This is a genomic window from Burkholderia crassaminum (assembly GCF_964265005.1).
Taxonomy (GTDB): domain Bacteria; phylum Pseudomonadota; class Gammaproteobacteria; order Burkholderiales; family Burkholderiaceae; genus Burkholderia.
Genome location: NZ_OZ183799.1, coordinates 914052 through 929586, shown reverse-complemented (window position 1 = coordinate 929586; position 15535 = coordinate 914052). Strand labels below are relative to the sequence as shown.

At 69.8% G+C, this 15535-nt stretch carries 14 protein-coding genes; 5 read left to right on the top strand and 9 right to left on the bottom strand.

Annotated elements, in window-relative coordinates; all coding sequences use genetic code 11:
* Nucleotides 1-15: 15 nt before the first annotated feature.
* A complete protein-coding gene (locus tag ACPTTF_RS04230; protein WP_423370359.1) occupies nucleotides 16-1065 on the top strand; it encodes an ABC transporter ATP-binding protein in 1050 nt (349 codons plus the stop codon).
* A gap of 153 nt (nucleotides 1066-1218) precedes the next feature.
* Here the strand turns inward: ACPTTF_RS04230 and ACPTTF_RS04225 are convergent, their stop codons facing one another.
* The 9 genes from ACPTTF_RS04225 to ACPTTF_RS04185 all read right to left on the bottom strand — a co-directional run bounded on the left by ACPTTF_RS04225 (nucleotide 1219) and on the right by ACPTTF_RS04185 (nucleotide 10589).
* The gene (locus ACPTTF_RS04225) at nucleotides 1219-1734 is read right to left on the bottom strand and encodes an SRPBCC family protein (protein ID WP_166957061.1); all 516 of its coding nucleotides are present in this window, start codon (nucleotides 1732-1734) and stop codon (nucleotides 1219-1221) included.
* A 44-nt stretch (nucleotides 1735-1778) separates the two neighbouring features.
* Nucleotides 1779-2411, bottom strand: coding sequence for a LolA family protein (locus tag ACPTTF_RS04220; protein ID WP_423370358.1), 633 nt, complete (start codon nucleotides 2409-2411; stop codon nucleotides 1779-1781).
* Entirely contained in the window at nucleotides 2408-2839 is a 432-nt protein-coding gene (locus tag ACPTTF_RS04215) for a quinol oxidase (RefSeq protein WP_423370357.1), read from the bottom strand. The genes ACPTTF_RS04220 and ACPTTF_RS04215 overlap by 4 nt, the downstream gene beginning before the upstream one ends.
* A gap of 28 nt (nucleotides 2840-2867) precedes the next feature.
* Nucleotides 2868-3650, bottom strand: coding sequence for an anti-sigma factor family protein (locus tag ACPTTF_RS04210; RefSeq protein WP_423370356.1), 783 nt, complete (start codon nucleotides 3648-3650; stop codon nucleotides 2868-2870).
* A complete protein-coding gene (locus ACPTTF_RS04205) occupies nucleotides 3647-4162 on the bottom strand; it encodes a sigma-70 family RNA polymerase sigma factor (protein WP_048242823.1) in 516 nt (171 codons plus the stop codon). The genes ACPTTF_RS04210 and ACPTTF_RS04205 overlap by 4 nt, the downstream gene beginning before the upstream one ends.
* A 27-nt stretch (nucleotides 4163-4189) precedes the next feature.
* The gene (locus tag ACPTTF_RS04200) at nucleotides 4190-4549 is read right to left on the bottom strand and encodes a COG4315 family predicted lipoprotein (protein ID WP_166957053.1); all 360 of its coding nucleotides are present in this window, start codon (nucleotides 4547-4549) and stop codon (nucleotides 4190-4192) included.
* A gap of 284 nt (nucleotides 4550-4833) precedes the next feature.
* Entirely contained in the window at nucleotides 4834-8019 is a 3186-nt protein-coding gene (locus ACPTTF_RS04195; RefSeq protein ID WP_423370355.1) for a beta strand repeat-containing protein, read from the bottom strand.
* Between the two features lie 476 nt (nucleotides 8020-8495).
* Complete coding sequence (locus ACPTTF_RS04190; RefSeq protein ID WP_423370354.1) at nucleotides 8496-9740, bottom strand: NAD(P)/FAD-dependent oxidoreductase; 1245 nt, start codon at nucleotides 9738-9740, stop codon at nucleotides 8496-8498.
* 69 nt (nucleotides 9741-9809) lie between these two features.
* A complete protein-coding gene (locus tag ACPTTF_RS04185; RefSeq protein ID WP_423370353.1) occupies nucleotides 9810-10589 on the bottom strand; it encodes an ABC transporter substrate-binding protein in 780 nt (259 codons plus the stop codon).
* Nucleotides 10590-10969: 380 nt separating this feature from the next.
* On the opposite strand from ACPTTF_RS04185, the gene ACPTTF_RS04180 reads away from it, so the two are divergent.
* From ACPTTF_RS04180 to ACPTTF_RS04165, 4 genes are all read left to right on the top strand, one after another.
* Nucleotides 10970-11932, top strand: coding sequence for an ornithine cyclodeaminase family protein (locus tag ACPTTF_RS04180; protein WP_423370352.1), 963 nt, complete (start codon nucleotides 10970-10972; stop codon nucleotides 11930-11932).
* The gene (locus ACPTTF_RS04175; RefSeq protein WP_423370351.1) at nucleotides 11929-12720 is read left to right on the top strand and encodes a helix-turn-helix transcriptional regulator; all 792 of its coding nucleotides are present in this window, start codon (nucleotides 11929-11931) and stop codon (nucleotides 12718-12720) included. The genes ACPTTF_RS04180 and ACPTTF_RS04175 overlap by 4 nt, the downstream gene beginning before the upstream one ends.
* A gap of 294 nt (nucleotides 12721-13014) precedes the next feature.
* Nucleotides 13015-13746 carry a DsbA family oxidoreductase gene (locus tag ACPTTF_RS04170; RefSeq protein ID WP_166957041.1) on the top strand — a complete coding sequence of 244 codons (732 nt, stop codon included), beginning with the start codon at nucleotides 13015-13017 and terminating at the stop codon, nucleotides 13744-13746.
* 145 nt (nucleotides 13747-13891) lie between these two features.
* Nucleotides 13892-15331 carry a DHA2 family efflux MFS transporter permease subunit gene (locus ACPTTF_RS04165; protein ID WP_166957039.1) on the top strand — a complete coding sequence of 480 codons (1440 nt, stop codon included), beginning with the start codon at nucleotides 13892-13894 and terminating at the stop codon, nucleotides 15329-15331.
* The last annotated feature ends 204 nt before the right edge of the window (nucleotides 15332-15535 follow it).

Below are 15535 nucleotides of genomic sequence, written 5' to 3'. Positions count from 1 at the left end.
TCCCCGGAACCGCCCATGAGCGAACTACGCATCCACGGCCTGTCCAAATCGTTCGGATCGCATACCGTCCTGCACGACATCGACCTGACGGTGCGGCGCGGCTCGCGCCTCGCGCTGCTCGGCCCGTCCGGCAGCGGCAAGACCACCCTGCTGCGCGTGCTGTGCGGCTTCGAGCGCGCCGAGCGCGGCACCGTCGAAATCGACGGGCGCCGCGTGGCCGCGCCCGACGTGCACCTGCCGCCCGAGGCGCGCCGGATCGGCTACGTGCCGCAGGAAGGCGCGCTGTTTCCGCATCTGTCGGTGGCCGACAACATCGCATTCGGGCTGCCGCGCGCGGCGCGGCGGCGCCATCATCGCGTCGACGAACTGCTCGAGATGGTCGGGCTGCCCGCGTCGTATGCGAGCCGCGCACCGCAGCAACTGTCCGGCGGGCAGCAGCAGCGCGTCGCGCTCGCACGCGCGCTCGCGCCGGAACCGTCGCTCGTGATCCTCGACGAACCGTTCTCCGCGCTCGACACGTCGCTGCGCCACGAAACGCGCAGCGCGGTCGCGGATGCGCTCGCCGCGGCGGGCGCGACATCGGTGCTCGTCACGCACGACCAGCCCGAGGCGATGACGCTCGGCGACGAAGTGGCGGTGATGTGGCACGGCCGGCTCGTCCAGACGGCCGCGCCGCAGATGCTGTACCGGCAGCCGGTCACGCGCGACGTCGCGTCGTTCGTCGGGCAGGCCGTGTTGCTCGCCGGCCGCGTGCGCAACATGCGCATCGCCTGCGCGCTCGGCGAACTGCCGCTCGTCGCGCCGCTGCCCGACGGGCCGGCCGACGCGATGCTGCGTCCCGAGCAGATCGGCATCGTGCCGGTCACGCAGGCTGACGCCGCGCGCGGCCATACGGCGCGCGTCGAAGCCGCGCAGTTCGCGGGCCAGGACGCCGATGTGGTCGTGCGCCTCGATGCCGATCCCGACGTGCTCGTGCGCGCACGCGTGCCGGGACACCGGTGTCCGGCCGTCGGCGAACGCGTCGCACTGGTGGTGGATGGCGCGGTGATGGCGTACGCGCGCTGAGCGGCGCGGCGGTTGGCGGTTGGCGGTTGGCGGTTGGCGGTTGGCGGTTGGCGGTTGGCGGTTGGCGGTCGGCGGTCGGCGGTCGGCGGTCGGCGGTCGGCGGTCGGCGGCCGGCGGCCGGCGGCCGGCGCTTTTACACGCGTTCACGCGCCTTCAGGCATCGGCGCAGTCCGCATCCGGCAGCGGCCGGAAAGTCCGGCCCTCCGTCTCGACGGCCGCGCCCAGCAGCCGAGCGAGCCCCTTCGCCCCTTCGCGCATCACGACGTCGTGATTCCATCGGAACAGCGGCCGACCGAGCGGCTCCAGCCGGTTCATCCAGCGCACGTGTGTGCGGATGTGCCAGTCGTAGCGCACGATCGTGCGGGCACCGTCGGCGGCGAACGACCAGCATCCGTCGCCTTCGATCGCGCCGCTCGCGCGGCCTTCGAGCGCATGCGGCGGCTCGACGCGTCGCACGCGCATGTCGAAGGTCAGCCGGTACGGCAGCGCACCCTTCCACGTATACCGGTGCAGCGCGCCGACACCGCGTGCGTCGCCCGGCTCGATCTCGACGGTGCGCACGGCGCCCTTCCACCAGTCGGGCCAGCGGTCGACCTGGTAGATCGCGTCCCACACTGCCGCGAGCGGCGCGTCCACGCGCCAGGTCGTCGAGAACCGGTATTCCGCCATGCAGCCTCCGGCATGCCCGTCGGGGGCATGAGTCAGCGCACCGCTCAGGGCGCGAAGAAGCGTTCGGGAAATGCGACGTCGATCTCGACGTCGTCGAGCGTCACGGTTTCGAGCGGCACGTCGTCATCGTCCGCGAAGCTGACGACCTTCAGCGGAAAACCGTCCTCGGTATCCAGCCACAGCCGGTAGCGATGCACACCGTCGACCGCGTGCGCGGGTGCGCCCGTGACCGACACGCGCAGCGCGGTGCGGCCACCGACGGCCTCCTCGCCTTCGGTCACCGTCGCACCGCCCTCCTGCAGCGCATGAACGTTGCGCAGCAGTTCGCCGACGTCCGACCGGTCGACCCGGTGGCCGCTGCGGTCGCGCACGAGCGGATTGGACGGGGACAGCGTCAGCGCGGGCAGCGCATGCGCGCCGAACGGGCGCAGCCGCACCTTGCCGTCGCCGGGATCGTACGCGAGCACCGCGCCGTGATGGGGCGACACGAAATCCATCCGGACGAAGCCCGGTTTCAGGTACGCGTAGCGGATTTCCGTACGTTCGCCGCTGCGCGCGGACGAGCGGATCGTCGCGCGGTACGAGCGGACATGGTCGAAGTGCGCCTGCGCGACAGTCACGGGATCGGCGGTCATGCTCGCTCCTATCAGGCTCGCGGCCAGCAACGCGGCGATCACGGCGCCGCCTCGACATCGAGCACGCCTTCCATCCCGCGCTCGCGATGGCTCCTGAAAAACAGCAGCCGATGCGTGCAATAGTAGGCGAACCGGCCCGGCTGCGCCGGCGTGAAGCGAAACGTCCTCGGCGTCGTGCCGAGCTCGGTGTGCACCGCGATGCCGGCCTGCGGCGCATCGATTTCGAAGCTGTGCGGCACCAGGCCGGGCTCGGCCGACACGGTCAGCTCGACCGGCACGTGTGCCCGCACGATCACGTGGTTCGGTCGGAAGAAATAACTGCCGCCGACGATCGCGACCCGCTGCACGCCGTCGGCGTCGACGGGCACGCGCACGGGTGCGTCACCCTCGGCCCGCGCAAGTGCGGCGCCCACGGCGAGCGCCGCCAGCAACGGTATCAGCACGAACCCCTTCATCGGCGTCATCTTCATCGCGTGCTCCGTCGCGGCGCCGCGCGCGTCATCCCTTCCACGCGTCGGTCTGGCCGCCGAGCTCGCCGCACGCTTCGATCGCGAGTTCGCGCAAGCGCCGTTCATCGCCCTGGCCGGACAAGGCGTAGCCCATCCCGCGATCCGACCAGAAATACGTGTAGCGGTCGCCCGCCGACATCGCCCGAGGCGCGAGGCGCCGTGCATCGTAGGCCGTCATGTACAGCGTCACGCGCTCGCCGTCCGCGCGCTGGTACATGAGTTGCGCGGCCGGCCCTGCCTCGCCGGGGAGCAGCCGGCCGCCGAGCAGCGCGTAGCCGTATTCGTCGAGCGACGGCGCACGCACGGGCCGCCCGAGGCGCTTGGACAACCACCCGACCAGCCGTTCCGGGTTGCCCGCACCGACTTCGACCGGATGTTCGCGGTCGGCCACGTACGTCGCGTACGCGATATCCGCGCGCGCGGCGAACACCGGTTCGCTGTCGAGCGCTACCCAGCCCGCATGCAGCGCGACGCCGATCAGCAGCCCGGCCGCGAGCCCCGCGAGCGCATAGGCGATCCCGCGCCGACGCGGCGCGCGGCGCTGCACGAACAGCGCGGGCGCGGCACCCGGCAGCGGGAACAGCGCCTGCAGTGCGTCACGCTGCGCACGGTAATGCGCGAATCGTTCGGCTTCCTCCGGATCGGCCTGCACGCGCTCGAGCACCTCGTTTCGCTCGTGCCCGGACAGCTCGCCGTCCAGCAACGCGGACAGCAGTTGCGCCGACGCATCGTCGTCCCGCTCGTTCGAAGGCTTGCGCGATTCATCCATCATGTCTTCCCGATTACCCGTAACGCGGCCGTGCCGTGCGCCGACGGCTCGTCCGACAGCAGCGCGCGCATCTGCCCGCGCGCCCGTGCGAGCCGCGACATCACCGTTCCCACCGGGACGCCGAGCACCTGTGCGGCATCGCGATAGCTCAACTCCTCGAGCGCGACCAGCAGCAGCACCTCGCGCTGTTCGACCGGCAGCCGGTACAGCGCACGCTGCACGTCGCGCAGCACCAGCCCGCCGATTTCGCCGGCCGGCGCGGCCATCGTCTGCCACGGTGCCGTCGCGTCGTCGACCGCGATCTCGTGCCGCGCGCGCAACTGGTCGATGAAGCGGTGCCGCAGCAGCGTCAGCAGCCACGCGCGCAGGTTGCCGCCATCGCGCGGCGGGCGGTTCAGCGCACGCTCGAGCGTGTCCTGCACGAGATCGTCCGCCCAGGCCCGGTCGCCCGTCAGCGCACGCGCATAGCGCGTGAGATGCGGCAACCACACCAGCAGATCCGATTCGTAGCTCATCAGGATGCCTCGTACACCCCCGTGCGGTCACGGACGCGCAACGTGCCACATGCCGCCGATCCCGTCGCCGCCCGCGTCGCCGGGCTTGCGATCCTGCTTCCAGCGATACAGCGGGCGCCCGCGATACGCCCATTGCTTGCGGCCGTCGTCGCGCGCGACGAGACTCAGCGCGCCGGCGGCCTTGTCGTACGCATCGGCGAGCGCGGGCGGCCAGTTGGCCGCACACGCGCTGTCGCACGCGCTCTTGCCGGGCGCATCGCGATCGAACACGTACAGCGTCATGCGATCTTCATCGACCAGTTTTCCGTCGCCGGCCCGGGGCGGTTCCGCGCCGGCCGGCCGCACGATTGCCGCCGTCAGCGCGGCGGCGACGAGTATCCGTTTCATGCCCTTTCTCCTTGGCACGGCATCGCGACACGGCGGAACCGGCCGGGACGATCGGCTTCGTCGCGACCATTATCCCGCCGGCCGGCGCTGCCGGGATTCGGTATGTAAACGGACGAAAGCGGCCGGTTATTCCACGCCGGCCGACGCGCGCCGGCAGCGGCCATTCATGCGACGAAAGAAAGCGGGCCCCAAAAGACAACGCGGCATGACATCCCTGTCATGCCGCGTTGCGCGACCCGTTGCGCACGGCGGCCGATCCGGCGGCGCCGTGCGTGTCCGGCCGGTTACTTCGGCAGTGCGCCCGTCAGCGACTGGAGCAGCGACGTCACCGGTGCGAGCGGGTTGCCCGGCGCGCTGTTGCCCGAATGCGGCGTGACCGACAGGCCCGGCGCGGAGCCGAGTGCCGTGCCCACCGTCGTGCCGACCGCATTGACGACCGTCGCCGTCGCGTTGGCGCCCGTCGTCAGCAGCGAGCCCACTGCACCCGCCGTGCCGCCGGCCGCGTTCGCGCCCGAACCAAGCAGGCTGCCGCCCGCCGCTGCCGTCGAACCGGCCGCGCCCGACAGCGCGCCGGCCGCCTGCCCGAGGGCCACCGGACCGTTCGCGAGTGCGCCCGTCACCGAACCGAGCGCACCGGTCAGTGCGCCGGCCGGGTTGCTGCCGCCCGTCAGGCCGCTCACGAGGTTCGTGATCGGTGCGATCGGGTTGTTGCCCGCCGCGCCCGACAACGTGCCGACGACCTGATTGACCACGCCTTGCACCGGTGCCAGCGGGTTCGAACCGCCGAGGTTGCCGAGCGTACCGACCATCTGGTTCACGACACCCTGCACCGGCGCCAGCGGGCTCGTGCCGCCGAGGTTGCCGAGTGCGCCCACGACGGAGCCGACCGCGTTACCCAGTGCATTCGTGGCCGTGCCGACCGCATTGCTGTTGCCCAGCGTGCCGACGACCTGGTTCACGACGCCCTGCACCGGTGCCAGCGGGTTCGAGCCGCCGAGGTTGCCGAGGCTGCCGAGCGCGCCCGTTACCGAGCCGAGCGCGCCGGTCAGCGCACCGGCCGCGTTGCCGCCCGTCGGCAGCGCGTTCTGCAGGCCGTTGACGAGGTTCGTGATCGGCGTGATCGGGCTGCCGCCACCGGCGCCAGACAGCGTGCCGACGACCTGGTTCACGACACCTTGCACCGGCGCCAGCGGATTCGAGCCGCCGAGCGCACCCGTCACCGAGTTCAGCGCGTTCGTCAGCCCACCGGCCGGATCGTTGCCGAGCGTGCCCGCGAGTTGCGTGACGACGCCTTGCACCGGCGCCAGCGGGCTCCCCGCGCCGCCAACGTTGCCGAGCGTGCCCGTGATCGTGTTGACCGCGTTGCCCAGCGCGCCGGCCGGGTTGCCGCTGCCGAGCGTACCCGTGACCTGGTCGACGACGCTCTGGATCGGTGCCAGCGGGTTCGAACCGCCGCCGATGCCGCCCAGTGCGCCCGTGACCGTGCCGAGGGCACCGGTCAGTGCGCCTGCCGGGTTGCCGCCGCCGAGCGCGCCTGTCACCTGATTCACCACGCCTTGGACCGGTGCCAGCGGGTTCGAGCCGCCGCCGATGCCGCCCAGTGCGCCCGTTACCGTGCCGAGGGCACCGGTCAGCGCGCCTGCGGGATTGCCGCCGCCGAGTGCGCCCGTGACCTGATTGACCACGCCTTGCACCGGTGCCAGCAGGTTCGAGCCGCCACCGATACCACCCAGTGCCCCCGTGACCGTGCCGAGGGCACCGGTCAGTGCGCCTGCCGGGTTGCCACTGCTCAGCGCCCCCGTCACCTGATTGACGACACCTTGAACCGGCGCCAGCGGGCTCGAGCCGCCACCGATACCGCCCAGCGCGCCCGTTGCGGTACCGAGTGCGTTGCTCAGCGTCCCGGTCGCCGTGTTCAGCGCGCCAGTCAGTGCACCTGCCGGATTGCCGCCGCTCAGGGCGCCCGTCACTTGATTCACGACGCCCTGGACCGGCGCCAGCGGATCCGCGCCGCCGCCGATAGCGCCCAATGCACCCAGTGCCCCCGTCACGTTGCCGATCGCACCAGTCACCGTGCCTGCCGGATTGCCAGCACCGAGCTCACCCGCCACCGTACCGAGTGCACCAGTCAATGCACTAGCCGGATTGCCGTTATTGAGCGCCGTCGTGACTTGATTGACGACACCTTGAACCGCCCCCAACGGGTACGAACCGCCGCCGACATTACCCAGCGCACCGGTCACCGTACCGAGGGCTCCCGTCAACGCGCCAGCCGGGTTGCCGCCACCGAGTGCGCCCGTCACTTGATTGACGACACCTTGAACAGGCGCCAGCGGATTCGACCCGCCGCCGACATTGCCCAGCGCACCGGTCACCGTGCCGAGTGCACCCGTCAACGCGCCAGCCGGGTTGCCACCACCGAGCGCACCCGTCACTTGATTGACGACGCCTTGAACCGGCGCCAGCGGATTCGACCCGCCGCCGACGTTACCCAGCGCACCGGTCACGGTACCGAGTGCCCCCGTCAACGCACCAGCCGGGTTGCCACCACCGAGCGCACCCGTCACTTGATTGACGACGCCTTGAACCGGCGCCAGCGGATTCGACCCGCCGCCGACATTGCCCAGCGCACCGGTCACCGTGCCGAGTGCACCGGTCAACGCGCCGGCCGGGTTGCCACCACCGAGCGCGCCCGTCACTTGATTAACGACACCTTGAACCGGCGCCAGCGGATTCGCGCCGCCGCCGACGTTACCCAGCGCACCGGTCACGGTACCGAGGGCTCCCGTCAACGCACCAGCCGGGTTGCCACCACCGAGCGCGCCCGTCACTTGATTGACGACGCCTTGAACCGGCGCCAGCGGATTCGACCCGCCGCCGACGTTACCCAGCGCACCGGTCACCGTGCCGAGTGCACCGGTCAACGCGCCGGCCGGGTTGCCACCACCGAGCGCGCCCGTCACTTGATTAACGACGCCTTGAACCGGCGCCAGCGGGTTCGACCCACCGCCGACATTGCCCAGTGCCCCCGTTACCGTGCCAACCGCATTGCTCAACGCACCCGTCGCCGTATTCAGCGCACCCGTCAGCGCACCAGCCGGGTTGCCGCCGCTCAGCGCGCCCGTCACCTGATTCACCACACCCTGGACCGGCGCGAGCGGCTGCACCGTGCCGCCGCCACCACCGAGTGCGCCCGTCACCGCCCCCACGGCGCCCGACAGCACCTGACCGGGATCGCCAAGGGACGTCTGGATCGCGCCCGCCCCGCCCGCCGCCACGGTGACCGAGCCCAGCGGCGACGTCCCCGTCGCGACCAGCCCGACCGAGACGCTGTTCGTCGGCGGGTTGACGATCACTTGCGGGATCGGCAGCACATCGAGGGCCCCCGCCACCGCGGAACCCGAAGCCAGTACCCCGAACACCGTCGCGACCGACAGCGCCACACCCGTCAATTTAAGATTGTGTCCCATCTTTGTTTTTCCCCATCTCGGTTGGCACAACGTTGATAAAGCATGGGGACGGATTGCACGAAGTGTGCCAATTCAAAGAACCAGATTGATTCGTCTGCCTATTGACTTGCAATAACGCTTTTTTAATCGATTTCCGACGAAATTCACGGCCCCGGCGCCGCAATCATCCGACGAAAAAGGTCGACGGAACACGGATGTAACGTAACGTTTGCGAGCCCCGTGGTAACGTGTTCCGGTACATTCCACGTAACACCGGAACATACCGTCGTGACCGGCTGCCGATTACGCATTTCAGAAAAATGAAAATGCATTGGTAAATCGCCGATTTGCTTATTTTCTTTATTTCGCGATTATCTTTCTTGCTGATTACGCAGATCATTTCCGATCGCGCGATCTCCGATAATTCGGATAGCAGAATGAAACATTGTAAAGGCCGCGTCGCAACCGGCGCGCGCGAGGCAGCGCGCGCCGCCGGATCAGCCGAAGCGCGCGGGCCGGTACGGATGGGGATCGATATAGGTCGGCGCGCCGGTCATCATTTCGGCGAGCAGGCGCCCGGTCGCGGGGCCGAGCGTGAGCCCGTGGTGACAATGGCCGAACGCGAACCACAGATGACGATGGCGCGGCGCGGGCCCGATCACCGGGCGCATGTCGGGCGTGCACGGCCGCATCCCGAGCCACGGCTCGGGATCGAGCCGCTCGCCGACGCCGAACGCGTCGCGCGCCAGCGGCTCCGCACGCGCGAGCTGCACGCCGGTCGGCGGTGCGCCGCGCAGCGCGATCTCGACGCCGGTCGTGAGCCGCAGGCGGCCCCCTTCCATCGGCGCGACGACGAAACCTTCCTCCGTATCGCACACGGGCACGTTCAACGGCGCGCGCGTCGGCCGGTAGTGCATGTGGTAGCCGCGCTTCGCGCGCAGCGGAATCCGGTAGCCGAGCGGCGCGAACACGTGATCGGACCACGGCCCGAGCGCGACCACGGCCGAGCGTGCCGAGATCGGCCCGTGTTCGGTGTCGACCTGCCAGCCGTCACCCACCTGCACGAGCGTCCTTGCATCGCCAAGCGCGAACGTGCCGCCGTCGCGCTCGAACAACCGTGCGTAGGCCTTGGTCAGCCCGCCCGGGCTCGACACGGTCTTCGGGTCCTGCCAATGGAATGCGCCGCAGAACGCGTCGCTGACGCCCGGCTCCCTCGCGCGCAACGCCCGTGCGTCGAGCACGGTCATCCGCAGCCCGTGCGCGTCGGCTACGCGCTGCTGCGCGCGCGTTTCCGCGTCGAACAGCGCGGGCGAACGGAACGCTTCGATCCATCCGCCGTCGTGCACGAGCGGCTGTGCATCGGTACGCGCGAGCAGCGCGTCATGCTCGACCACACTCGCCGCGACGAGCGGCAGCAGGTCGCGCGCGGCGGCCACGAGCCGCTGCGGCGACGATTCGCGCCAGAAGCGCGCGAGCCAGCCCGCGTAAGCGGGCAGCGCGCGGTAGTCCCAGTAGAGATCGACCGAGCGGTTGCGCGCATAACGCAGCAGCGTGCCGAGCCGGCGCGGAAATGCGTACGGCACGACCGACGAGCGTTCGATCAGCCCCGCATTGCCGTGGCTCGTTTCCTCGCCGGGCGCGCGCCGGTCGACGAGCGCAACGCGCAACCCGCGATCCTGCAGATGCAGCGCCGACGACACGCCGACGATGCCGGCCCCCAGAACGATGACGTCGAAATCCATGGTTCCCCGTACTGCGTCGAGATTCGATGCGACACGCGCCGGCCCGGTGGCCGGCGCACGACGAGATAGTTACTTCGCGACGATGTCGCGCTTGAAGTACTTCTGCGACAGCGCGCCGAGCGTGCCGTCCTTCTTCAGCGCGTCGAGCGCGCCGACGATCTTCGCCTGCAGCGCCTTGTCGTTCTTGCGCATCCCGAAGCCCGTGCCTTCGCCGAGCGTCGCAGGATCCTTCAGCGGCTCGCCGACGATCTGGTAGTCGCGGCCGGCCGGCTTGTCGAGGAAACCGTCCTGGGCGGTCTGCGCTTCCTGAACGGCCGCGTCGAGACGACCCGCGACGAGATCGGCGTAGATCTGGTCCTGATCCTGGTACGACACGACGGCCACGCCCGCATTGGCCCAGTGCGCCTTCAGGAAATCCTCCTGCGACGAGCCCTGCAGCACGCCGACGTGCTTGCCGCGCAGGCTCGCGACGTCAGGCCGCAACGGCGAGCCGTGCTTCGCGACCATCACGATCGGCACCACGTAGATCGCCGGCGTGAAATCGATGCTCTGCCGGCGCTTCGCGGTGATGTTCATTGCCGAGTTGATCGCGTCGAACTTGCGCGCCTGCAGCGCCGGGATCAGACCGTCGAACGAATTCTCGACCCACACGCATTTCATGTTCAGCTTCGCGCACACCGCGTTGCCGATGTCGACGTCGAAACCCTGCAACTGACCGGCCGGCGTCTTGCTCTCGAACGGCGGATAGGCGGCTTCGATCCCGAAGCGCAACGTGGTCTGTTCCGCGTGGGCCGTGACGGCCACGCAGGCGAGCGCCGCAGCGGCGCAAAGGGAAAGCTTCCAGTTCATGACGGTCCTTCCGTTCTGGATTGAGGCGATGAGGATCAGTACACGACGGCGCTCGGCCAGGCGCCGGATCGGCACTCGAAGCAGGCGGCCGCCACGCGGCGACACGTCGTGTCCTGCACGCGAAATATAGACTCAAAGTCTACTATAGACTATAGGGGATACGAGAATCGCGCCTCGAGACACGGCATCGAAAATTCGTCGACGATCCGGAATGCCTTTGATTTACCGATGTTTTTTCCGAACCAAGCCACGACACAAAGTCTCGAAAAGAAAAATTCTCCAGATTTTGTTTGTCTATATTAGACTTTTCGTCCATCACGAACACTGCCGGACACCGTCGATCGAGACCGTCCTGTCCGGCCCAGACCGGAGATGTCCCCATGACGCAAACCGCCCCGACCCTGCCGCTGACCGTCGACGAAGCCGCGGTGCGCGCGGCCCTGCCGTCGCTCGACGTGCTCGGCACGCTGCGCAGCATGTTCGCGTCGCTCGCCGCGGCGCGCGCGGTGCAGCCGCCGCAAACGCTCACGCTGTTTCCCGACCAGGCCGGCGACTTCATCACGTATCTCGGCGCGCTCGCCGACGCGCAGGTGTTCGGTGCGAAGCTGTCACCGTATGTCGTGACGGGCGGCAAGCCCATCGTCACCGCATGGACCGCGCTGATGTCGATGCGCACGGGCCAGCCGCTGATGTGGTGCGACGCGGGCCTGTTGACGGTCGAGCGCACGGCCGGCACGACCGCGCTCGCGGTCGACTGCCTCGCGCCGCGCGACGCGCGCCATCTCGCGATCGTCGGTGCGGGCGCGGTCGGCCTCGCGCACCTGCGGCACACGGCGGGCTTGCGCGACTGGCAGACGATCCGCGTGTACTCGCCCGCGCTCGCCGGCGACGCGGCGCAGCAGGCGGCGCTCGCGCAGCTCGATCCGCGCGCACGCGCCGCTGCGAGCGTCGAAGCCTGCGTGCGCGACGCGGACGTCGTGATGCTGTGCACGTCGTCGGGCACGCCCGTGCTCGGCGACGGGATGCTCACGCGCCCCGCGCTCGTCACGTCGATCAGCACGAACGTCGCGCGCGCGCACGAGATCCCGCCCGCCTGGCTGCCCGACATGGACGTGTACTGCGACTACCGGCATACGACGCCCGCGAGCGCGGGCGAGATGCAGATCGCGACGCCCGAGCACGGCTGGGAAGCCGCGCGGATCGTCGGCGACCTGTCCGCGCTCGTCGCCGGCACCTGCCCGGCACCGTCGTACACCCGTCACGCATTCTTCCGCTCGATCGGTCTCGGGCTCGAGGACATCGCGATCGCGCATGCGCTGTACACGCACCTGACGCACGCATGAGCGGCACGCGAGCGCGGGGCCGATACAATGGCGCAACCGCCGCGGCGGCCGCGCGCGGGCGCACGGGCATGCCGGCCAGCGGCGCGCCGCCACGCCGGCCCGATGGGCCGCCCGGCCCCCGCCCACCCGAGATGGCACCGATGCGCAAGAAGAAATCCCCCGTCAAAGAGTTGCTGCTCACCCGCTATGCGCCGATCGCCGACGGTGTCGCCGCGCTGTTCTTCCCGTACGCGGAAGTCGTGATCCACGACCTGCACGACCAGACCGTGCTGTATCTCGCGAACAACCTGTCGAAGCGCGAGGTCGGCGACGATTCCGCGCTCGAGGAAATCGACCATTCCGCGCGCGAGCGCGTGATCGGCCCGTACGAGAAGCTGAACTGGGACGGCCGGCGGATGCGCTGCGTGAGCAACGTGCTGTTCGACGACGAAGGCCACCCGGCCGGGATGATGTGCATCAACTTCAACATCGCGGTGTTCGACGAGGTGCGCGCGACGCTTGACCTGTTCATCAAGGGTGCGGGCGTCGTCGCGCAACCGGACGAGCTGTTCCGCGACGACTGGCAGGAGCGCATCAACACGTTCCTGCACGGCTGGCTGCGCGAGCGGCAGGTCGGGCTGAACGGGCTCACGCGCGAGCACCGGCGCGAGCTCGTCGAAGCGCTTTACGCGGAAGGTGCGTTCCGTGGCAAAAGCGCGGCGAACTACGTTGCGAATGTGCTCGGGATGGGCCGCGCGACGGTCTACAAGCACCTCAAGCACCTGAAGGAAACGCAGGGCGACGCGTAAGCAAATAAGCGAAACGCGCCGCGGGGCGGTTTGCCGGTTTGCCGGTTTGCCGGTTTGCCGGTTTGCCGGTTTGCCGGTTTGCCGCTTTGCCGATTTGCCGGGACGCCGAGACACCAGTTCGCCCGGACGCGCGGCGGCGACCGGTATCGGCAATCGCTATCGGTGCGCCGGTTCCGTGTCTATGCTTCGTGATACGCCGGGCGAGCGTTTCACACGGCCGCCCGGCCAAGACGAAGCGTCGAAGCACAAAATGATATAGTCCCGGTTACACTTTTTTGCTGCCCGGAACCGCCCATGACGACCGCTCCCGCCCTGACTGCCCGCCCGACCCTGACCGTCGAAATCTGGTCCGACCTGATCTGCCCGTGGTGCTGGATCGGCAAGCGCCGCTTCGACGAGGCGCTCGCCGCATTCGCGCACGCCGACCGCGTCGACGTCGCGCTGCGCGCGTACCGGCTGATGCCCGGCCAGCCCGTGGAGCCGGTCGAGGCGATGCTCGCCGGCAAGTACCGGATGTCGCCCGCACAGGTCGACCAGATGCTGCGCCAGGTGACCGATGCGGCCGCGAGCGTCGGGCTGCGCTACGACCTGCCCGGCACGCTCGTCGGCGACACGCTCGACGGCCACCGGCTCGTGAAGCTCGCGGAAGCGACGGGCCGCGCGCACGCGCTGACCGAGCGGCTGTACCGCGCGTATTTCTGCGAGCACGGCTCGCTGTTCGATCACGCGGAACTGGCCGAATTCGCGGTCGAAGCGGGGCTCGAGCGCGCGGCCGTCGAAGACGTGCTGCGCAGCGACCTGTACCGCGACGAAGTCGAAGCCGACATCGCACGCGCCGCGCAGATCGGCGGGCGCGGCGTGCCGCTGTTCGTGTTCGGCGGCCGCTACGCGGTGTCGGGCGCGCAGCCGGCCGACGCGTTCGCGCAGGCGCTCGACCAGGCCTGGCGCGACGGCATCGTCGAACTCGACGGCAACGACGCGGCCGCATGCGGCCCCGACGGCTGCGAACTGCCGGCGCGCTCGTAACGCCCGGCACGTCCGTCGCATCCGTCACGCGCGTCCCGCCCGGACGCGCGACTACGCATCGCTCCTGCCACAAACCGGCAGGAAGCCCGCGCCGATGGGGTCTAGAATGCATCCTTTCAAATAACTATCAGAAGGCTGCAGGCCCATGACCCACGGGATCCACGGCGAGAAGCGCTGGTACGCGCTGATCGTTCTCTGCCTCGGCGTGCTGATGATCGTGCTCGACAGCACGATCGTGAACGTTGCACTGCCGTCGATCAGCACCGACCTCCATTTCACCGAGACGGCCCTCGTGTGGGTCGTCAACGCGTACCTGCTGACGTTCGGCGGCTGCCTGCTGCTCGGCGGCCGGCTCGGCGACCTGTACGGCCAGCGGCGCATGTTCCTCGCCGGCCTCGTCGTCTTCACGCTCGCGTCGCTCGCGTGCGGTCTCGCCCAATCGCAGACGATGCTGATCGCCGCGCGTGCGGTGCAGGGGCTCGGCGGCGCGGTCGTGTCGGCCGTCTCGCTGTCGCTGATCATGAATCTCTTCACCGAGCCCGGCGAACGCGCGCGCGCGATGGGCGTGTACGGCTTCGTCTGCGCGGGCGGCGGCAGCATCGGCGTGCTGCTCGGCGGATTGCTGACGAGTTCGCTGTCGTGGCACTGGATCTTCCTCGTCAACCTGCCGATCGGCATCGCGGTCTATGCAATGTGCGCCACGCTGCTGCCGCGCCTGCGCGCGCCGGCCGGCACCGCGCGGCTCGACGTCGCGGGCGCGGTCACCGTGACCGCGTCGCTGATGCTGGCCGTCTACGGGATCGTCGGCGGCAACGAAGCCGGCTGGCTGTCGACGCAGACCGTCGTGCTGATCGGCGCGGCCGTCGCGCTGCTCGCGCTGTTCATCGCGATCGAGGCGCGCGCCGCGCATCCGCTGATGCCGCTCACGCTGTTCGCCGCGCGCAACGTCGCGCTCGCGAACGTGATCGGCGTGCTGTGGGCGGCCGCGATGTTCGCATGGTTCTTCCTGTCCGCGCTGTACATGCAGCGTGTGCTCGGCTACGGGCCGCTGCAGGTCGGTCTCGCGTTCCTGCCGGCGAACCTGATCATGGCCGCGTTCTCGCTCGGGCTGTCCGCGCGCATCGTGATGCGCTTCGGGATCCGCGGCCCGATCGCGGCCGGCCTGCTGATCGCGGCCTGCGGCCTTGCGCTGTTCTCGCGCGCGCCGGTGGACGGCGGTTTCGTCTGGCACGTGCTGCCCGGCATGACGCTGCTCGGCATCGGCGCGGGCGTCGCGTTCAACCCGATGCTGCTCGCCGCGATGAACGACGTCGATCCGGCCGATTCCGGGCTCGCGTCGGGGATCGTCAACACCGCGTTCATGATGGGCGGCGCACTCGGCCTCGCCGTGCTCGCGAGCCTCGCGGCCGCCCGCACCGACGCGCTCGCGGCCGCGAACGCCGCGCCGCTCGACGCACTGAACGGCGGCTATCACGCGGCATTCGCATTCGGCGCGGCGTTCGCCGCCGCGGCCGCGCTGATCGGCCTCGCGCTGCGCATCCGGCCGCAGAACGGCGTCGAAGGCGTCGGCCCCGCGATGCACTGACGGCTGCCGGACGAAGCCGGTTGCCGGCATCGAACCCGGGCGCGCATCGTCGCGCCTTTTTTTATGTGTGCCGGGTTCTGCGTACCGGGCACGGCACGCGCTTCGGGTTCGTCGTACCTTTGGGCCGATCGACGCCACCGGCCCCGCCCTCGTTCAAACACGCGTTTCGCACCCGCCCGCCCCACCTCCGCACGGCCCCTCCCG